Origin of the sequence: Nonomuraea sp. NPDC050556, assembly GCF_044457355.1 — a bacterium.
GTDB lineage: Bacteria > Actinomycetota > Actinomycetes > Streptosporangiales > Streptosporangiaceae > Nonomuraea.
In genome coordinates, this window is record NZ_JBITGU010000003.1 from 1,705,461 (window position 1) to 1,724,519 (window position 19,059).

Consider the following 19,059-nt stretch of genomic DNA (forward strand, 5'->3'; position numbering starts at 1 on the left):
GCTCGTCCGTCAGAGAGCGTCGACCTCCGTGAGGTCGATGTCGAGGTCGAACGGGACACTGAGCTTCAGCCGGTCATGGTGGATACCGGTGACGGCGTACACGGGGTTGGGGGCGTCGAGCTCGTAGACGTGGACGACCGTGTCCTCTATGCGCCAGAAGTGCGGGATCCCGGCCTCGGCGTAGAGCTGCGGTTTGCGCTTGCGATCGCGCACGGCGGATTCCGGTGAGACGACTTCGACGACGAGCAGCACATCCTTTGCCGAGAAGCTGGTGGTATCCCGGTTGATCTCCGTTTCGGGGCGCAGGATGATCAGGTCGGGCTCAGGTCGCTGGCTCGAGTCGAGGATGATGCTCATCTCCCTGCGGACCCTGAAGCCAGGCGGGACGCTTTTGACCAGCTCCTTCTGCAACACGAACAGGATCGTGGAGTGGAAGGCGCGCTGAGGACTCACGAACACCAAGCTTCCGTCAATCAACTCGGTGTGCGCAGGCAAATCCGGTAGGTGATCGAGGCTCTCGGCGGTAAAGCCGCCCGGAGGCGGGAAGACCCAGTCGGGCAGTGAGGAAGTCATGCTCGGGATCACCGCTTCGGCCGTCATGTCACTACGGTAGCAATCTACGTCCATCGCGCCCCGGGAACGAGCAGGCCGGTCCGAGCCCTACGCTTTTGCCCCATGAGGCACCTTCTGGTTTTCGCTGACCGCGACGACGCGGAAGAGGTGGCGGAGACGCTCGCCGAGTGGTTCCCGCCCCTCGGCCTGCCGCCCGTCGTGCGGGAGACGCTGGCGGGCGAGGACGACGCCGAGGACGCGCAGTGGGTCGTCGTGGTCGAGGGGCTCGCCGAGGGCGCCGTGGCCAGGGTCGGGGAACTCGCCGAGAAGTACGACGGCTGGGTCGAGAGCGACTGATTCCGCCAGACGAGAACGCCCTGTCACCGCCCCGCCCCGCACGTCAGAGTTGGGGCATGCGCGTAGCCGTCCTGTCCGACATCCACGGGGTCCTGCCCGCCCTCGAAGCCGTTCTGGCCGAGCCCGACGTGGCGAGCGCCGACCTGCTGCTGCTCACCGGCGACCTGGCCTCGGGCCCGATGCCCGTCCAGACCCTCGACGCGCTGGTCGCGCTGGGGGAGCGGGCGCTGTGGGTGAACGGCAACGCCGACCGCGAGCTCGTCCACCCAGGCCCTGATACACCCGAGATCGGGGTCTGGGCGGCCCGCCAGCTCAGACCCGACCAGGTGGAGCTCCTGGCCTCCTTACCCTTCTCCAGGCAGCTCGACCTCGGCGCGCTGGGCTCCACGCTGTTCTTCCACGCCACCCCGCGCAGGGACGACGAGATCATCCTCGTCGACAGCCCCATCGCCCGCTGGGCCGAGGTGATGGCCGGGGTCACGGCGGACACCGTGGTCATGGGCAACACGCACATGCCGTTCGTGCGCCTCGTCGACCGGGTGCTCGCCGTCAACCCGGGCTCCGTCGGCATGCCGTACGGCGCGGCCAGGGCGCACTGGGCGCTGCTCGACGGGGAGACGGGCGCGGTGTCGCTGCGCCGTACCCGCTTCGACGCCGAGGCCGCGGCGGCCAGGATCGTCGCCGAGTCCGGCTACGACCAGGTCGAGAGCTGGGTGGGCGAGTTCGTCCTGTCCACCTACTCCGACACCGATGCGCTGGAGGTGTTCGGCAAGCTCTGAGCGGCCCGCCTGGCCTTCTCGCGCAGCGCGTGCTCGTCGGTGAGCGCGTCGTAGCGGCGGAACTTCGGCATGAGCGCCGCCATCAGCCCCACCGCGCCGACGCAGAGCAGCCCGCCAGCGCCGAGCGCGAACTTGGGGCCGCCGAGCTGCGCCATGAGCCCGGCGCGTGCGTTGCCGACCATGGGGCCGCTGGCGTAGGAGAGCAGCTCGATCCCGGCCAGCCGTCCGCGCAGCTCGTCGGGGATGGTCTGGTTCCACATGGTGCTGCGGAAGATCCCGCTGATCATGTCGGCCGCGCCCGCCAGGGCCAGGCAGGCGAAGACGGCCCAGATGTCCGTCATGAGCGCGGCGAGCGCCACGGCGACGCCCCAGCAGGCGGCCGAGATGATCACGCCGAGCCCGTGCCGGTGCACCCGCTCGGTCCAGCGGGCGGTGAGCGAGGCGATCAGCGAGCCGACCGCGGCTGCGGCGTAGAGGAGGCCGATCGCCTGTGGGGCGCCGAGCTGCTGGGCGAGTGCCGGATACAGCGCGGTGGACATGGCGAACACCATGGCGGCGATGTCGACGAGGTAGGTGCCCATAAGGTCGGGTCTGCTGACCGCGTAACGCACCCCCTCGGCGATCGTCTTCAGCGAGGCTGGAGCGGCGTCCTCGGGCGGCGGCACCTGCCTGATGCGCCAGAGCATGACCAGCGAGAGGAGGAAGCTGACGGTGTCGATGCCGTAGGCGGTGGCGGGGCCGTAGGCGGCGACCAGGACGCCGCCCAGGGCGGGGGCGACGATCGCGCCGATGTTCCAGCGGAAGCTGGCCAGGACGGCGGCGGCGGAAAGCTGGTCGTGGCGGACAATCTGCGGGATCAGCGCCTCCAGGCTGGGGCGCTGGAGGCTGCCCAGGCCGGTGGAGACGGCGCCGACCACGTAGATGACCCACACCTGGGGGCTGGGGAGCAGCGCGTTGACCATGAGCAGGCCCGAGGTGACCATGAGGCCGATCTCGGACAGGAGGATCACCTTGCGGCGGTCGAGCGCGTCGGCGATCGCGCCGCCCCAGAGGCCGCAGACGACCATGGGGACGAACTCGGCGAGACTGATGGCGCCGACGGCGACGTAGGAGTGGGTCAGCTGCCAGATCTGGTAGGGGACGGCGACCATGGTGATGAAGGTGCCGAACATGGTGATGAATCCGGAGATCATCAGCAGCCGGTAGTCCCTGGACTCCCGCAACGGCCCTAGATCCATCGACAGGTGTTTCAGGAGACCACGCACGGGGTCTCATTGTGGACATCAGCGCTGCCCCAGGCAAACCAATTACGCAGCCGCCCGTCCCCTTTGGCGGCCTGCCCACGGCCTCCTCGCCGCCCGCTGCTTTCCGTCCTTTGTCTTTTACGGCAAGCCGCACCAACCGCCACCCGCCGACCATGGCCAGGCGCTGTCCATCACGGCACTCCAGACCCACGTGGCCGGCCGCCGCAACATCGCCCGCCCTGCCGCTGGAGTGGTCCCGTCGCGGCGCGCCTCCCGTGTCGGGTGGCTCGGGTCTTTGAGTACCGTGCGGCTGGGCGTCGCTCCGTCGCCCGTTTGGCCGCCGCGTGAGGCCGTATCTTCGCGGGGAAAGGGCGCGAGGAGGTCTCTTGTGTGGGAGAGAAGCGAAGGGGCCTCTGGAGTGGAGGACGCGAAAAGGCCCCCAAGGGTGGGGGCCTGTTGCGGGATGCGGTGGTCAGGCGGGGAGCTTGTCGAGGAAGCCCAGCACCTCGCGGATGCGGCCGTCCTCGGCCAGCCGTACCACGTCGAAGCCGATCACCACCGGCTCCTCAGCACCCTCGGGAGCCAGGTGCCAGGTGAAGCGGGCCAGGTCGTGGTGGGTTTCGAAGACCTCCCCAGCGGTGAACACGAAGCCCGGGAACATGCCCTGCGCTCCGGCGATCACCGCGGCGATCCCCTCGTGTCCGGCGACGTCGGCCAGCGGGTCGGTGTAGGTGGCGTCCTCGGTCCACAGCTCGGCGACGGCCTTGGCGCGGGCGTCGGCGTCGGTCTCGTTCCAGGCGGCGAGGTAGCGGTCGATGAGAGTCATCGTGATCCCTTTCAAGGTTTTGACAGGTCGGGCAAGTCGGTTAGCGGTTGGCCTTGCGGAGGCCCATGATCTGCAGTTCGGCGAACACGCCGACCACGAGCGCCTGGGCGATGGCCCAGACCGCGCCGAGCGTGGTGAACTCCAGCAGGCCGAAGACGACGGCGGCGATGCTGGCGAGCGTCCAGACGGCGTTGAGCGCGATCACGGCCTTGACGGCGGCGTCCTTCGGGCGGAAGGCGACGAAGGCGACCCCGGCCGTGTAGACCAGCAGGAACACCCCGATCTCCCGCAGCAGCCCGGCGTCGGGGCCGAGCAGGTCGCCGACGGGGGCGGCGGCGGCAAGGTAGACCAGCCCGTTGACGCCGGTGACGACGGCGTCGAGGGCCAGCGCCAGGCGCAGGAACCTGGTGCGGTCGGCGGTGACGGTGATGGGGGTCATCTTGTGCTCCTTCGGGGTGTTTCGTTCCGATGGAGCAACCGTGTCATCCGGGGCATCACCTGCGCGATTACGCGTGAGGTAATGGCGAGCACTATCTCCAGGTCGAGGGCGGAAAACTTGTTTCCAGGTCGCTGGTGGTGGACGTCTCCCAGGTCATGGGGCCTGTCGAGCGGACAGGCGCGCGTGGGTGGCCGGTGTGGCGCGTCCAAGGCGGGTGCGGGATCTGACGGGTGGCGCGTCCAAAGGCGGGCGTGGGGGGCGTGCCCGCAGTCGGGCGTGGGATCGGGCGGGTCGCGCCGTCAGGGCGGAGGTGGTGAGGGGGCAGGGCAGTGGTGAGGGGGCAGGGCGGTGGAGGGGTGGGGAAGTGGGGGAAACGGGCGTGGGGGAGGGGGTTGTCCCGTTAGTGTGGCGCCCTGCGATCGCGCGAACACGAGGAGTGGCGATGGATCTGCTGGCACGGGCGACCGAGCTGAAGCCGCAGCTGGTGCACTACGCGACGGCGGGCCAGTTCGCCAAGGAGCTGAAGACGGTCCTCGACCGGTTCTTCGCCGACGGCCCCGCGAAGGACGAGGCGTCGGCTTTCCTGCCCATCGACTACTTCGTCCTCCAGCACCGCCTCCCGACCGGAGACACGGTGGTCGACCGGTTCGTGGAAGACAATCCCGATCTCGACGACGCCGACAAGCGGCTGCTCCTGGGCTGGAAGGACGTCGTCGAGGGGGTGTTCGAGGTCAAGGGCCGCGACCTGCTCGGCACCGGCGTCGCCCTGTTCAACCTCGTCGACGAGCTCACCTACCTCGCCCACTCCAACCTGGGCGAGGACGCGTTCGAGCCCCTGGAGCAGGGCATGTTCGTCGTCGGCAGGCTCGTCCCCCTGGGTGACGGCGAGTGGTTCATCAGCGCCACCCCGACCGTCTACACCGCCGACGCCCGCGACACGCTGGTGCCGGTCGCGGCGCACGTGGCGCTGAACAACCCGCCCTACGTCTTCCGCAACCCCGACGCCCTCGCCAAGGCCAGGCAGCTGCAGGCCGAGCAGCGCCGGCGGTTCGTCGCGCATTTCGGCTCCGACCTCGTGGTCACCACGGGACACGACCTGACGAGCACGATGCGCGGCTACCTGAACAAGCTCGACGGCCACACCGACCTCGACCTGCCCGCGCACCTCAAGGAGGCGGAGACGGTCGCGCTGATCTTCGACGAGGTGGAGGGGCTGGGCTACTACGCCGACTTCGGGCTGCTGGAGGAGGCGTTCGCCGACCCGACGCTGCTCATCAAGGCCCGTTACAAGAAGGTCCTGACGGCCTACTTGCGTGGTGACGCGGTGTCGCCGGTGCCGCTCAGGCGGCTGGCCGAGAGGGACCCGGCGAAGGCGAGCGCGGTGTTCGCGCGGCTGCTCAACAAGCGCGGCTTCGAGTGGACACGCAGCGGCGAGGCCCTTCTGCGTACCCACAAACCCGGCCATTTCACCGGTGACCGCCTGCCGACCGTCACCCCGCTCACCGCCGCCATCGCCGAGCACCTGGGCGTCACCGCCGCTTGACCTGCAAACATCAGGGGGTACGGCGGAGCCAGGGGACGCGCCACCCGCCGTAAGGGGCCGGGCTCCCTGGGAGGGTGACGCTCACCGAGCTCCCCGGCGCGCCGCCGCAACGGCGGCGCGCCAAGCACCACGGTGGTGGGTCAGGGGCCGCGGTGGGTCAGCTGCCCAGCACTTCCTTGCGCAGATGGGTCTTGAGGATCTTGCCCCCGGGGTTGCGCGGAAGCTCGGTGTCCCTGAACCAGTAATGCACCGGGATCTTGAACTTGGCGATCCGCGCCGCCAGGAACTCCTGCAGCTCGGAAGGCGTGACCGGAGCCGACACCCGCAGCACCGCCCCCACCTCCTCGCCCAGCTCGTCGTGCGGCACCCCGATCACGGCCGCGTCCTCCACCGCCGGGTGCTCGAACAGCGCCGCCTCGACCTCGGCGCAGTAGACGTTCTCCCCGCCCCTGATCACCATGTCCTTGGCCCGGTCGACGATGTAGACGAACCCCTCGTCGTCCACACGCGCCAGATCTCCGGTGTGCAGCCACTCGCCGACGAACGTCTGCGCCGTGGCCTCAGGCTTGTTCCAGTAGCCGAGGATGACGTTGGGCCCGCGCAGCGACAGCTCGCCCACCTCGCCGACCGGCAGCTCCTGCCCGAGCGGGTCCACGATCCGCACGTCCACGACCGCCGAAGGCACCCCGATGCTGTCCGGTTTGGCGGCGTATCCGGCGCCCGAGTTGTTGATGGCGAGCGCCGTCGTCTCGGTCATGCCGTAGCCGTTGGTGGGCGCCCGGCCGGGCAGCTCGCTCTGGATGCGCTCCATGAGCTTCGGCGGAGCCGGGGCGCCGCCGTACGAGATGCCGGTAAGGCTGGAGAGGTCGTACTTCTCCACGTCGGGGTGCGACAGGAGCTGCCACGCGTTCGTCGGCACGCCGCTCATGCCGGTGATCTTCTCGCGCTCGATGAGCCGCAGCGCCAGCCCCGGATCCCACTTGTACATGAGCACGATCGCGCCGCCGGTGAACATGCTTCCGGTGAGTACGGCGAAGCACCCCGTCACGTGGAACAGCGGCACGGTCAGCAACGTCACCCTGCGCTCCCCGGCCGTCTTCGACGTGTCCTTGCCCGCCAGGGCCACGGCGCGGATCAGCGAGTAGGAGACCGTCATCGGCGACTGGCCGAGGTTGCGGTGGCTGCCCAGCGCCCCCTTGGGGTGACCGGTCGTGCCCGAGGTGTAGAAGATCGTCGCCGGGTCCTCGGGGCTGAGCTCGACCTCCGGCAGGGTGACGTCGGCGCGCACCTCGCCCATGACGTCCTCGAAGGACCGCGAACCCTCGTAGGAGCCCCGCGCCACGATCATGGGCACCCCGGTGGCGGCCAGGCGCGGCGCGCGCTCGCCGTCCGCGATCAGCAGCTTGGCGCCGGAGTCCGTGACGCCGTAGGCGAGCTCCTGCTCGGTCCACCACGCGTTGAGCGGCACGGCGATCGCCCCGGCCGCCAGAACCGCGGAGAACGAGACCACCCATTCCGGGTAGTTGCGCATCGCGATGACGACCCGGTCGCCCTTGGCCACGCCGTACTCGTCGATGAGCCGCCGGGCCAGCGTGGCAGCGCGCCTGAAGTGCTCCTCGTAGGAGATGTGCTCGTCCTCGTAGATGAGGAAGTCCTTCGCGCCCTGCCAGCGGCTGTTCTCCAGCATCACGCGGAAGTGCGGCGGGGCGTGCTTCCAGGTCCGCACTCCGGTTCCGGCGATCTCTTCGGTCTCGAAGAGCTGGCCGGGGGCCGTGAGCTGGGCTCGGACCTGGGCGTGGCTAAGACTCATGCGTAGGACTCCCGCAGGGCTGTGTTAACCGGATATTTCACAGTACCGACCGGTAGGTACGGAGCGCTAGGCCCCGAATCATGCGGCGTTATGCATGAAATGTCCGATTCGGGAAACCCGCGCAACCCTTATCCGGCTTGCATATCCATCCCCTCCAGTGCATCATCTTCACAGGCAAGAACATGAGGTAGGATGCATGAACATGCAGGAGGTCGGAATGAGAGCGGCGATCGCGGGAGCCAGCGGCTACGCGGGCGGTGAGCTGCTGCGCCTGCTCCTGTCCCATCCTGAGCTGGAGATCGGCGCGCTGACCGCCGCTTCGAGCGCGGGCACCCACCTGGGCGCCCACCAGCCGCACCTGCCCCAGCTCGCCGACCGCGTCATCCAGGACACCACGCCAGAGACCCTCGCCGGGCACGACGTCGTCTTCCTGGCCCTCCCGCACGGGCACTCGGCCGCGGTGGCCGCCCAGCTCGGCGACGACACGCTCGTCGTCGACTGCGGCGCCGACCACCGGCTGGCCGACCCCGGGGCGTGGGCGGAGTTCTACGGCGGCGAGCACGCGGGCACCTGGCCGTACGGCCTGCCCGAGCTGCCCGGCCAGCGCGACGTGCTCAGGGAGGCGACGAGGATCGCCGTCCCCGGCTGCTACCCCACTGCCGTCATCCTCGCCATGACGCCGGCCGTCACCGGCGGCCTGGTCGAACCCGACGTCGTCGTGGTCGCCGCGTCGGGCACCAGCGGCGCCGGCAAGTCGCTCAAGACCAGCCTGCTGGGCAGCGAGGTCATGGGCTCGGTCAGCGCCTACAGCGTGGGCGGCGTGCACCGCCACACCCCGGAGATGGAGCAGGGCCTCGGCGCCCGCGTCTCCTTCACCCCGACGCTGGCCCCGATGAGCAGGGGCATCCTGGCCACCTGCTCGGCCCCGGCCAAGCCTGGCCTGACCCGCCAGGGGCTCAGGGCCGCCTACGAAGAGGCGTACGCCAAGGAGCCGTTCGTGCACCTGCTGCCCGAAGGCGTCTGGCCGGCCACCGCGATGACCTACGGCGCCAACACCGCCGCCCTGCAGGTGACGCTCGACGAGCGCGCCGGGCGCGTGACCGCCGTCATCGCCATCGACAACCTCACCAAGGGCACGGCCGGTGGCGCGATCCAGAGCGCCAACCTCGCCCTCGGCCTGCCGGAAGAACTCGGCCTTCCCCTCAATGGAGTAGCACCGTGACCGTGACCGAGCGGAGCGAGGGCACCAATAAACACAGCACTCTTGTGACGCTCAGGCGTCCGACGAAGGAGGACGCGTGAGCGTCACTGCCCCCCTCGGTTTCAGCGCCGCAGGTATCGCCGCAGGCATCAAGTCCTCCGGCAATCGCGACCTGGCTCTCGTCGTCAACGAAGGACCCTCGCGCGCCGCTGCGGGCGTCTTCACCGCCAACCGCGTGAAGGCAGCCCCCGTGTTGTGGTCGCAGCAGGTCCTGTCCGGCGGGCGCGTGCGAGCCGTGGTGCTCAACTCGGGCGGCGCGAACGCCTGCACCGGCCCCGAGGGTTTCCAGGACACCCACGCCACGGCCGAGAAGGTCGCCGAGGCGCTCCAGGACTCCGCCGGCGAGATCGCGGTCTGCTCCACCGGCCTGATCGGTGAGCGCCTCCCCATGGAGGCCCTGCTCGCCGGGGTCGACGAGGCCGCCACCCAGCTCTCCCGCGACGGCGGCCTGGCCGCCGCCGACGCCATCCGCACCACGGACACCGTCTCGAAGATCTCCTTCAAGCGCGGCGACGGCGGTTACATGGTCGGCGGCATGGCCAAGGGCGCCGGCATGCTCGCCCCCGCGCTGGCCACCATGCTCTGCGTCATCACCACCGACGCCGACCTGACGTCGGAGGAGCTGGACGCGGTGCTCAGGGCGGCCACCGCCAAGACGTTCGATCGGCTCGACGCGGACGGCTGCATGTCGACCAACGACACCGTCCTGCTGCTCGCGAGCGGAGCCGCCGGGGTAAAGCCCGAAATTTCCGAATTCGAGGGCAAGGTCACCGAGGTCTGCGCCGACCTGGCCAGGCAGCTCCTGGTGGACGCCGAGGGCGCCTCCAAGGCGATCGCGATCGAGGTCGTCGGAGCCGCCAGCGAGCAGGACGCCGTGACGGTCGGCCGTACGGTCTCCCGCTCGAACCTGCTCAAGTGCGCCATCCACGGCGAGGACCCCAACTGGGGCCGGGTCCTGGCGGCCGTCGGCACGACGGACGCCGTCTTCGAGCCCGACCGCCTCAACGTCGCCATCAACGGCATCTGGATCTGCAGGGGCGGCGCGGTCGGCGACGACCGGTCCAAGGTCGACATGCGCCCGCGCGACGTCACCATCACCATCGACCTGTCGGCCGGAGCGCACTCGGCGACCGTCCACACCACCGACCTGACCGCCGCCTACGTGCACGAGAACTCGGCGTACTCCTCATGAGAAGCACCGACAAGGTCGGCACGCTCATCGAGGCCCTGCCCTGGCTGGCCCGCTTCCACGGCGCCACCGTCGTCATCAAGTACGGCGGCAACGCGATGACCGAGGAGGGCCTGAAGGCGGGCTTCGCCGAGGACATCGTCTTCCTGCACTACGCCGGGCTCAAGCCCGTCGTCGTGCACGGCGGCGGCCCGCAGATCAGCAAGGCGCTCGACCTGCACGGCATCGAGTCCACCTTCACCGCTGGGCTGCGGGTCACCACGCCCGAGGCCATGCAGGTGGTCAGGATGGTGCTCACCGGCCAGGTCAACCGTGACGTCGTCGGCCTGATCAACAGGCACGGCCCGTTCGCGGTCGGCATGTCGGGCGAGGACGCCCACCTGTTCACCGCCGAGCGCAAACCGGCCATCGTGGACGGCGAGCCGGTCGACATCGGCCAGGTCGGCGAGATCGTCAAGGTCGAGCCCGGCGCGGTGGAAGCGCTCCTCAAGGACGGCCGCATCCCGGTGATCTCCAGCGTCGCCCGCGGCGTCGACGGGGAGATCTACAACGTCAACGCCGACACCGCCGCGGCGGCGCTGGCCGTCGCGCTCAACGCGCAGAAGCTCATCGTCCTCACCGACGTCGAGGGCCTCTACGCCAACTGGCCCGACGACACCGACGTGATCGCCCAGCTCCAGGCCGACGAGCTGGAAGAGATGCTGCCCACCCTGTCCAGCGGCATGGTCCCCAAGATGGAGGCCTGCCTGACCGCGGTCCAGGGCGGCGTGCCCCAAGCACACGTCCTCGACGGCCGCGTGCCGCACTCCCTGCTGCTCGAGATCTTCACCGACCACGGAATCGGAACCATGGTGATGCCCTGATGACGCTGCAAGAGCGTTTCGAGAAAGCCTTCATGCCCAACTACGGCGTCCCGCCGATCGCGTTGGCGCGAGGCGAGGGCACCCGCGTGTGGGACGCAGACGGCAAGGAGTACCTCGACTTCATCGGCGGCATCGCGGTGACGTCCCTGGGCCACGCGCACCCGGCGCTGGTCGAGGCGGTCTCCAAGCAGGTCGCCACGATCGCGCACACCAGCAACCTGTTCGTGAACGAGCCCGAGGTCCTCCTCGCCGAGAAGCTCCTGGAGCTCCTCGGCGAGCCGGCGAAGATCTTCTTCGCCAACTCCGGCACCGAGGCCAACGAGGCCGCCTACAAGCTTTCTGTGAAGTACGGCAAGGCCACCGGCCGCTCCTACTTCGTCGCCACGGAGAACGGCTTCCACGGCCGCTCGATCGGCGCGCTCTCCCTGACCGGCAAGCCGTCCATCCGCGAGCAGTTCGGCCCCTTCCCCGTCGAGGTGAAGTTCGTCCCGTACGGCGACGCCGACGCGTTGAAGAACGCCGTGACCGGCGACTGCATCGCGGTCTTCCTGGAGCCCACGCAGGGCGAGGCGGGCGTCGTGCCGCCGCCGGACGGCTACTTCAAGGCCGCCCGCGAGATCTGCACCAGCGCGGGCGCGCTCCTGGTCGCCGACGAGATCCAGTCCGCCATCGGCAGGACGGGACACTGGTTCGCCCACCAGGCGGACGGCGTCGTCCCCGACATCCTCACCCTGGCCAAGGGCCTGGGCGGCGGCCTGCCGATCGGCGCCTGTATCGGCTTCGGCGAGGCGGGCACCCTGTTCGCCAAGGGCGACCACGGCTCCACCTTCGGCGGCAACCCGGTCTCCTGCGCGGCGGCGCTGGCCGTACTCGGCAACGTCGACCTGGCCCACGTGCGCACGGTCGCCTCCCAGCTCCGTGAGGGGCTGGAGGCCGTCGACCACCCGCTGCTCAAGGGCGTGCGCGGCCGCGGCCTGTGGCTCGCCCTCGTGCTCAACGAGCCCGTGTCCGCCCAGGTCCAAGCCGCGGCAGCCGAGGCCGGGTTCCTGGTCAACGCACTCCAGCCCGACGCGGTGCGGATCGCGCCGCCGCTGGTCGTGACCGCCGAGGAGATCGCCGCGTTCGTCGCGGCCGTGCCGGGGGTGCTGTCCCATGCCTAGACACTTCCTTCAGGACGACGACCTCAGCGCGGCCGAGCAGCTGGAGGTCCTGGAGCTCGCCGACGCGATGAAGAAGGACCGGTACGGCTACCGCCCCTTCGAGGGCCCCAAGACCGTCGCCGTGCTCTTCGACAAGCCGTCGGCCAGGACGCGGGTCTCCTTCCACGTCGGCATCGGCGAGCTCGGCGGCCAGCCGCTCGTCATCGACAACGTCTCGGTCCTCATGGGGCGCGGCGAGCCGACCGAGGACATCGCCCGCGTGCTCGACCGGCAGGTCGCCGCCATCGTGTGGCGCACCTACGCGCAGGCCAACCTCGAAGCCATGGCGGCCGCGTCGAACGTGCCGGTGATCAACGCGCTCACCGACGCCTACCACCCCTGCCAGATCCTGGCCGACCTGCAGACCGTCAGGGAGCGGTTCGGCAGGACCGAGGGGCTGACGCTCGCCTACTTCGGCGACGGCGCCAACAACATGGCCGCCTCCTACCTGCTCGGCTGCGCGCTGGCGGGCATGGAGGTGCGCATCTGCTCCCCTGAGGGCTACCAGCCGCCGGGTGTGGTGGCCTACACCGATCCGGCCGAGGCGGCGCGCGGCGCGCATGTCATCGCCACGGATACGTGGGTCTCCATGGGTCAGGATGGTAAGGAGGAGCGTGTGAAGACGCTCATGCCGTACCAGGTCAATGCCTCGTTGCTGCAGCACGCGGCGCCAGAGGCGATCGTGCTCCACTGCCTGCCCGCCTACCGGGGGCTGGAGATCAGCGCCGACGTGCTCGAAGGCCCGCAGAGCGTGGTGTGGGACCAGGCGGAGAACCGCCTGCACGCCCAGAAGGCGCTCCTGCACTGGCTGGTGAACCACTGATGACCATTCCGATGACCAAGGTGGCAAGGCAGGCGAAGATCACCGACCTGCTGCAGAGGCAGGCCGTACGGTCCCAGCCAGAACTCGCCAAGCTGCTCGCCGAGAGCGGCGTCGAGGTCACCCAGGCGACCCTGTCGCGCGACCTCGACGAGCTCGGCGCGCTCAAGCTGCGCGCCGAGGACGGCTCGCTCGTGTACGCGCTGCCCGGCGAGGGCGGCGGCCGGATCCCGCTGGCCAGGCTCGGCACCGGCGAGTCTCCCGCTGCCCGGCTCCACCGATACACCGAGGAGCTCCTCGTCTCGGCCGAGGCGAGCGCCAACCTGGTCATCGTGCGCACCCCGCCAGGGGCGGCGCAGTTCCTGGCCTCGGCCATCGACCACGCCGACTGGGAGTCCATCCTCGGCACCGTGGCCGGTGACGACACGATCCTCGTCATCAGCCGCGACCCGCAGGGCGGGCAGGCCGTCGCTGACGCGCTGCTGAAGGTCGCCGACCGACGTAGTTAGCCCGCTGCACCAGCGGGCCAGCCCCAGCGCCAGCCGTACGACCCAGTTAAGGATCTTGAAGCAATGAAAGAAAGAGTAGTCCTCGCCTTCTCCGGAGGCCTCGACACCTCCGTCGCCATCCCGTTCCTCGCCGAGAAGATGAACGCCGAGGTCGTCGCGGTCGCCGTCGACCTGGGCCAGGGCGGCGAGAACATGGACGTCATCCAGAAGCGCGCCCTCGACTGTGGCGCCGTCGAGTCCGTCGTGGTGGACGCCAAGGAGGAGTTCGCCGCCGACTTCTGCGTGCCCGCGCTCCAGGCCAACGCCCTCTACATGGACCGTTACCCGCTGCTGTCCTCGCTGAGCCGGCCGCTCATCGTCAAGCACCTGGTGAGCGCGGCCAAGCGGTTCGGCGGCACGATCGTCTCCCACGGCTGCACCGGCAAGGGCAACGACCAGGTCCGCTTCGAGGCCGGGCTCGCGGCGCTCGCGCCCGACCTGCGGGTCGTCGCGCCCGCCCGTGACTTCGCGTGGACCCGTGACAAGGCCATCGAGTTCGCCGAGTCCAAGAACCTGCCGATCGAGACGTCGAAGAAGAACCCGTTCTCCATCGACCAGAACCTGTGGGGGCGCGCCGTCGAGACCGGCTTCCTTGAGGACATCTGGAACGGCCCGACCGAGGACGTCTACGCCTACACCGCGGACCCGTCCGTGCAGCGTGACGCCGACGAGGTGGTCATCACCTTCGCGCAGGGCGTGCCCGTGGCGCTGGACGGCCGCCCGCTGACCCCCTACCAGGTGATCGCCGAGCTCAACGCCCGCGCCGGAGCCCAGGGCGTCGGGCGGATCGACATGGTCGAGGACCGGCTCGTCGGCATCAAGTCGCGCGAGGTCTACGAGGCGCCCGGCGCGATCGCGCTGATCACGGCGCACATGGAGCTGGAGAACGTCACCGTCGAGCGGGACCTGGCCAGGTTCAAGCGCGGCGTCGACCAGCGGTGGAGCGAGCTCGTCTACGACGGGTTGTGGTTCTCGCCGCTCAAGGGCGCCCTCGACGCGCTGATCGCCGACGCGCAGAAGTACGTGTCGGGCGACATCCGCATGACGTTGCACGCGGGCAAGGCCGTCGTGACCGGGCGGCGCTCAGAGGAGTCCCTGTACGACTTCTCGCTGGCCACCTACGACACGGGAGACACGTTCGACCAGTCGCTGGCCAAGGGGTTCGTGCAGCTCTTCTCGCTGCCCGCGAAGATCGCCGCGGCGAGGGACGCGAAGCGGGCGTAGTTTTCTTCCCGGTGCCTGGCGGGCCGTCGTCGCGGCGGCCCGCCACCGCATGCCCGAGGACCGTTCTTCGGATGGACGGGTCCACGGTCGGCGGGTGGCGGGGGGAACGGCTCCGCCGTACGACAACAGGGTTTATGGTCGCGGTAACTGAGGAGGGAATTTACGGTGAGTGATGGTGGCAAGCCGATGCGGCTCTGGGGTGGACGGTTCGAGAGTGGCCCGTCCGACGCCCTCGCCCGGCTGTCGGTCAGCGTGCACTTCGACTGGCGGCTCGTGCCGTACGACCTGGCCGCCTCGCGGGCGCACGCGCGCGTCCTGCGCCGGGCCGACCTGCTGACCCAGGACGAGCTCGACCGCATGCTGGCCGCGATCGACGACCTGGAGCAGGCCTGCAAGGCAGGGGAGTTCCGGCCCACGATCGCCGACGAGGACGTGCACACCGCGCTGGAGCGCGGCCTGCTGGAGCGGCTCGGCTCGCTCGGCGGCAAGCTGCGCGCCGGCCGTTCGCGCAACGACCAGATCGCCACCGACCTGCGCCTCTACCTGCGCGACAACGCGCGGGCCATCGTGTCGCGCCTGGTGGAGCTGGAGACGGCGCTCATGGAGCAGGCCGCCCAGCACGCCGACACCGCCGCGCCCGGCATGACGCACCTGCAGCACGCCCAGCCCGTGTCGTTCGGGCACCAGCTGCTCGCCCACGTGCACGCCTTCGCCCGCGACGTCTCCCGGCTGCGCGACTGGGACGTACGCGCCTCGGTGTCGCCGCTCGGATCCGGCGCGCTGGCCGGGTCCTCGCTGCCGCTCGACCCGGTCGTGGTGGCGGAGGAGCTCGGGTTCGCCGAGGCGGCGCCCAACTCCATGGACGCCGTCGCCGACCGCGACTTCGCGGCCGAGTTCCTGTTCGACGCGGCCATGGTCGGGGTGCACCTGTCGCGGCTCGGCGAGGAGATCGTCCTGTGGGCCTCGCAGGAGTTCCGCTGGATCGAGATGGACGACGCCTACTCCACCGGGTCGTCGATCATGCCGCAGAAGAAGAACCCCGACGTCGCCGAGCTCGCCCGCGGCAAGTCAGGGCGGCTCATCGGCAACCTCATGGCGATGCTCACCGTGCTCAAGGGCCTGCCGCTCACCTACAACCGCGACCTGCAGGAGGACAAGGAGCCGGTGTTCGACTCCGTCGACACGCTCCTGCTCGTCCTGCCCGCGATGGCCGGGCTGGTGGCGACCATGCGGGTCAACACCGCGCGCATGGCCGCGACGGCGTCCGACGGGTTCGCGCTGGCCACCGACCTGGCCGAGCTGCTGGTGCGCAAGGGCGTGCCGTTCCGCGAGGCGCACGAGGCGGTCGGCCACCTCGTCGTGTGGTGCCAGGTCAACGACGTCGACCTGGGCGACCTGTCCGACGAGGACATGCTGAAGGTGTCGCCGCACCTGACGCCGGACGTGCGCGACGTGCTGAACGTGCCAGGCGCGCTCGCCGCGCGCAAGGCGCCCGGCGGGACGGCGCCCGACCGGGTCCGCGACCAGCTCACCGCGCTGCGCGAGCTCGTCGACGGCCAGGCGGCATGGGCAGCGGGCTCCTGAAGCGGGACTTCTTCGACCGGCCTTCGCACGAGGTGGCGCCCGACCTGCTCGGGCGGATCCTGGTGCACGGGCCGGTCGCGGTCCGGCTGACCGAGGTGGAGGCGTACGGCCTGCCGGGCGAGGACCCCGCCTCGCACACCTTCCGCGGGCCGACGCCGCGCAACGCGGTGATGTTCGGGCCGCCGGGGCATCTGTACGTGTACTTCACGTACGGCATGCATTTCTGCGCGAACCTGTCGTGCCTGCCCGAGGGGATGGGGTGTGGCGTGTTGCTGCGGGCGGGTGAGATCGTTTCCGGGCTTTCGCAGGCCCGAGCCCGCCGGGGCGTCGCGGTCTCCGATCGGGATCTCGCGCGCGGTCCCGCACGGCTCGCAGTCGCCATGGGGTTCGACCGTGCGCACAACGGTCTCGACGCCTGTTCCGGTGACGGGGAGTTGGTGCTCCTGGAGGGTGAATCCCCCTCTGCCATCCGGTCAGGACCGCGCACCGGGGTGTCGACCGGGGCGGACACGCCGTGGCGGTTCTGGATCGACGGTGACCCGACGGTCTCGCCGTACCGGCGTCACGTGGCGCGGCGGCGCTGATCGCGCAGGACCGCCGCGACCTCCGTGCAGGACGCGCCGAGGTCGTTCGGGCTGAAGATGTGCAGGTTGTCGCCGGTGTCGATCTCCAGCATCTCGCTGCGCAGGCCGTACCTTCTGCGGATGTCCACCTTGATGTCCTCGATCTGCGCCCACGGGATGTGCCGCTTGCCCGCATATCCGTGGACCACCGTGATGCCCGACTCGTCCTGCTGCAGCCGTACGGGGACCAGGAAATCACGCAGCGCCATAGCGCCCAGGAGCACCGTCGCCGGGACGGCCAGGATGAGACCGCGCAGATCGCCCTGCACGTACCAGTAGATCCCGAGCCCCGCGCACAGCAGAGCCCCTAGGATCTTGAAAACGGCCAGCTCGCGACGGACCTTCCACATGGGCACCGAGCGTATCCAAGTGGCGCGCACGCGCGCCGATCGGGCAGGCTGTGCTTAGCCAACTTCTACCTGGAAAGCCGAGATCGTGACCGACATCCTGGATGACCTCGCCTGGCGCGGATTGATCGCGCAGTCCACCGACCTCGACGCCCTGCGCGCGTCGCTGGCGAAGGGTCCGATCACGGCCTATTGCGGCTTCGACCCCACAGCTCCCTCGCTGCACGTCGGCAACCTCGTGCCGCTCTTCGCGCTGGCCCGCTTCCAGCAGGCGGGCAACAGGTCGATCGGCCTGGTCGGCGGCGCCACCGGGCTCATCGGAGACCCGGGCGGGCGCAGCACCGAGCGGGCGCTCAACCCGGTCGAGCTGGTCGCCGAGTGGGTCGAGCGCATCCGGGTGCAGGTCGGGCGGTTCCTGGACCTGTCGGACGAGGCGCGCGGCATCATGGTCAGCAACCTCGACTGGACGGCCGGGCTGTCGGCGATCGACTTCCTGCGCGACGTCGGCAAGCACTTCCCGGTCAACCGCATGCTGGCGCGCGACGTCGTCGCCACGCGGCTGGCCGGCGAGGGGCTGAGCTACACCGAGTTCAGCTACCAGCTGCTGCAGTCCTACGACTACCTGGAGCTCTACCGCCGCTACGGCTGCACGCTGCAGTTCGGCGGCAGCGACCAGTGGGGCAACATCACCGCGGGCGTCGACTACATCCGCAGGGTCGAGGGCGCGCACGTGCACGCGCTGACCGTGCCGCTGATCACCAAGGCCGACGGCACCAAGTTCGGCAAGACCGCCGGGGGAGCCGTGTGGCTCAACCCCGAGATGACCTCGCCGTACGCCTTCTACCAGTTCTGGCTGAACGCCGACGACCGCGACGTGGTGAAGTTCCTCAAGATCTTCTCCTTCCGCTCGCGGGAGGAGATCGAGGAGCTGGAGAAGTCGGTGGCCGAGCGGCCGTTCGCGCGTGAGGCGCAGCGGGCGCTGGCCGAGGAGTTCACCACGCTGCTGCACGGGGCCGACGAGCTGGCCAAGGTGGTCGCGGCCTCGCGGGCGCTGTTCGGGCAGGGGGCGCTGGAGGAGCTCGACGCGCCGACCCTGGGGGCCGCGCTCGCCGAGGTGCCCAAGGCGGCCGTGCCCGCGCTGGGCGCGTCGTTCATCGACCTGCTGGCCGAGAGCGGTCTGGTGGAGTCGAAGTCGGCCGCCCGCCGCGCGGTCAAGGAGGGCGGGGCGTACCTCAACAACGTGAAGATCACGGACGAGGAGTTCGTGCCGGGGTCTGCCGACCTCCTCCAGGGGCGGTTCCTGGTGTTGCGGCGCGGCAAGAAGAGCATCGGCGGGGTCGAGGTCGGCTGACCTCGCGCTTGGCGGGGGCGGGCCTCGGCCCGCCCCTTTTTGCTGGTGTACGGCGTGACCAACGTGTGATTTGACGGCTGGCGAATCCCGACCTAGTCTTCTCTTCGCCCCGGGAGTGAGCCGGACGCCTATCTGGCGGACGGGCCCCGGGCAAGCCCACGGAACAAGCCATCCCGGCCTCGGTGATCATCGAGCCTGGGGCATCTGGGCGTCTTCGATCGATCGGCGAAAAACCGTTTGATTCGACAACGCGCGGATGGCACGGTAAGTTACGAGGGTTGCCCCGGAGACGGGGTGGTCGAAATTCCCGCAGGAACGTTCATGAGTGTCAATTTGACATGAATCGGGCGGAATGCGAGAATAGAGACACAACGGAACGAAATGCCACCTGATCGGTCAGCGGGTGTACGCGTCCGTTTCTTGAGAACTCAACAGTGTGTTAAAAGCCAGTGCATGATGCACAACCCCGTCATGTATATGACGGATTCCTTTGGTTGGAA

General features: G+C 69.7%; 19 protein-coding genes. 13 read left to right on the plus strand and 6 right to left on the minus strand.

Annotated features, from left to right (window positions below; all coding sequences use genetic code 11):
- Positions 1–9: 9 nt before the first annotated feature.
- Positions 10–600 carry a Uma2 family endonuclease gene (locus ACIBG8_RS36905; protein ID WP_397347775.1) on the minus strand — a complete coding sequence of 197 codons (591 nt, stop codon included), beginning with the start codon at positions 598–600 and terminating at the stop codon, positions 10–12.
- Positions 601–675: 75 nt separating this feature from the next.
- On the opposite strand from ACIBG8_RS36905, the gene ACIBG8_RS36910 reads away from it, so the two are divergent.
- On the plus strand, positions 676–909 hold the full coding sequence (locus ACIBG8_RS36910) for a hypothetical protein (RefSeq protein WP_397347776.1): 234 nt from the start codon (positions 676–678) through the stop codon (positions 907–909).
- A gap of 56 nt (positions 910–965) precedes the next feature.
- A complete protein-coding gene (locus tag ACIBG8_RS36915; protein ID WP_397347777.1) occupies positions 966–1,688 on the plus strand; it encodes a metallophosphoesterase family protein in 723 nt (240 codons plus the stop codon).
- Here the strand turns inward: ACIBG8_RS36915 and ACIBG8_RS36920 are convergent.
- The 3 genes from ACIBG8_RS36920 to ACIBG8_RS36930 form a co-directional block, all read right to left on the minus strand.
- Entirely contained in the window at positions 1,646–2,953 is a 1,308-nt protein-coding gene (locus ACIBG8_RS36920) for an MFS transporter (RefSeq protein WP_397347778.1), read from the minus strand. The two genes, ACIBG8_RS36915 and ACIBG8_RS36920, sit on opposite strands and share 43 nt — an antisense overlap.
- Positions 2,954–3,404: 451 nt before the next feature.
- Entirely contained in the window at positions 3,405–3,758 is a 354-nt protein-coding gene (locus ACIBG8_RS36925) for a nuclear transport factor 2 family protein (protein ID WP_397347779.1), read from the minus strand.
- 40 nt (positions 3,759–3,798) lie between these two features.
- Positions 3,799–4,197: a hypothetical protein gene (locus ACIBG8_RS36930; protein WP_397347780.1), complete on the minus strand. Its 399-nt coding sequence runs from the start codon at positions 4,195–4,197 to the stop codon at positions 3,799–3,801.
- A gap of 442 nt (positions 4,198–4,639) precedes the next feature.
- Here ACIBG8_RS36930 and ACIBG8_RS36935 point away from each other — a divergent pair, with 442 nt between their 5' ends.
- Positions 4,640–5,740 (plus strand): hypothetical protein, encoded by a 1,101-nt coding sequence (locus ACIBG8_RS36935; RefSeq protein ID WP_397347781.1) that lies wholly within the window; start codon positions 4,640–4,642, stop codon positions 5,738–5,740.
- A 157-nt stretch (positions 5,741–5,897) separates the two neighbouring features.
- On the opposite strand, the gene ACIBG8_RS36940 is transcribed toward ACIBG8_RS36935, so the two are convergent.
- Complete coding sequence (locus ACIBG8_RS36940) at positions 5,898–7,550, minus strand: class I adenylate-forming enzyme family protein (protein WP_397347782.1); 1,653 nt, start codon at positions 7,548–7,550, stop codon at positions 5,898–5,900.
- A 202-nt stretch (positions 7,551–7,752) separates the two neighbouring features.
- On the opposite strand from ACIBG8_RS36940, the gene argC reads away from it, so the two are divergent.
- The 9 genes from argC to ACIBG8_RS36985 all read left to right on the plus strand — a co-directional run bounded on the left by argC (position 7,753) and on the right by ACIBG8_RS36985 (position 16,822).
- A complete protein-coding gene (gene argC / locus ACIBG8_RS36945; RefSeq protein ID WP_397347841.1) occupies positions 7,753–8,772 on the plus strand; it encodes an N-acetyl-gamma-glutamyl-phosphate reductase in 1,020 nt (339 codons plus the stop codon).
- Between the two features lie 76 nt (positions 8,773–8,848).
- A complete protein-coding gene (gene argJ / locus ACIBG8_RS36950) occupies positions 8,849–10,003 on the plus strand; it encodes a bifunctional glutamate N-acetyltransferase/amino-acid acetyltransferase ArgJ (RefSeq protein ID WP_397347784.1) in 1,155 nt (384 codons plus the stop codon).
- The gene (gene argB, locus ACIBG8_RS36955; RefSeq protein WP_397347785.1) at positions 10,000–10,863 is read left to right on the plus strand and encodes an acetylglutamate kinase; all 864 of its coding nucleotides are present in this window, start codon (positions 10,000–10,002) and stop codon (positions 10,861–10,863) included. The genes argJ and argB overlap by 4 nt, the downstream gene beginning before the upstream one ends.
- Entirely contained in the window at positions 10,863–12,023 is a 1,161-nt protein-coding gene (locus tag ACIBG8_RS36960) for an acetylornithine transaminase (protein WP_397347786.1), read from the plus strand. Before argB ends, ACIBG8_RS36960 begins: the two co-directional genes overlap by 1 nt.
- Entirely contained in the window at positions 12,016–12,885 is an 870-nt protein-coding gene (gene argF / locus ACIBG8_RS36965; protein WP_397347787.1) for an ornithine carbamoyltransferase, read from the plus strand. The genes ACIBG8_RS36960 and argF overlap by 8 nt, the downstream gene beginning before the upstream one ends.
- Positions 12,885–13,391: an arginine repressor gene (locus ACIBG8_RS36970; protein ID WP_397347788.1), complete on the plus strand. Its 507-nt coding sequence runs from the start codon at positions 12,885–12,887 to the stop codon at positions 13,389–13,391. The genes argF and ACIBG8_RS36970 overlap by 1 nt, the downstream gene beginning before the upstream one ends.
- A gap of 63 nt (positions 13,392–13,454) precedes the next feature.
- Positions 13,455–14,654 carry an argininosuccinate synthase gene (locus ACIBG8_RS36975; protein WP_397347789.1) on the plus strand — a complete coding sequence of 400 codons (1,200 nt, stop codon included), beginning with the start codon at positions 13,455–13,457 and terminating at the stop codon, positions 14,652–14,654.
- A gap of 165 nt (positions 14,655–14,819) precedes the next feature.
- The gene (argH, locus tag ACIBG8_RS36980) at positions 14,820–16,238 is read left to right on the plus strand and encodes an argininosuccinate lyase (RefSeq protein ID WP_397347790.1); all 1,419 of its coding nucleotides are present in this window, start codon (positions 14,820–14,822) and stop codon (positions 16,236–16,238) included.
- On the plus strand, positions 16,220–16,822 hold the full coding sequence (locus ACIBG8_RS36985) for a DNA-3-methyladenine glycosylase (protein ID WP_397347791.1): 603 nt from the start codon (positions 16,220–16,222) through the stop codon (positions 16,820–16,822). The genes argH and ACIBG8_RS36985 overlap by 19 nt, the downstream gene beginning before the upstream one ends.
- On the opposite strand, the gene ACIBG8_RS36990 is transcribed toward ACIBG8_RS36985, so the two are convergent.
- Positions 16,801–17,211, minus strand: a complete 411-nt coding sequence (locus tag ACIBG8_RS36990; RefSeq protein WP_397347792.1) for a PH domain-containing protein — start codon at positions 17,209–17,211, stop codon at positions 16,801–16,803. The genes ACIBG8_RS36985 and ACIBG8_RS36990 overlap by 22 nt on opposite strands.
- 85 nt (positions 17,212–17,296) lie before the next feature.
- Between ACIBG8_RS36990 and tyrS the strand changes: the two genes are divergently transcribed.
- A complete protein-coding gene (gene tyrS / locus ACIBG8_RS36995) occupies positions 17,297–18,559 on the plus strand; it encodes a tyrosine--tRNA ligase (RefSeq protein WP_397347793.1) in 1,263 nt (420 codons plus the stop codon).
- The last annotated feature ends 500 nt before the right edge of the window (positions 18,560–19,059 follow it).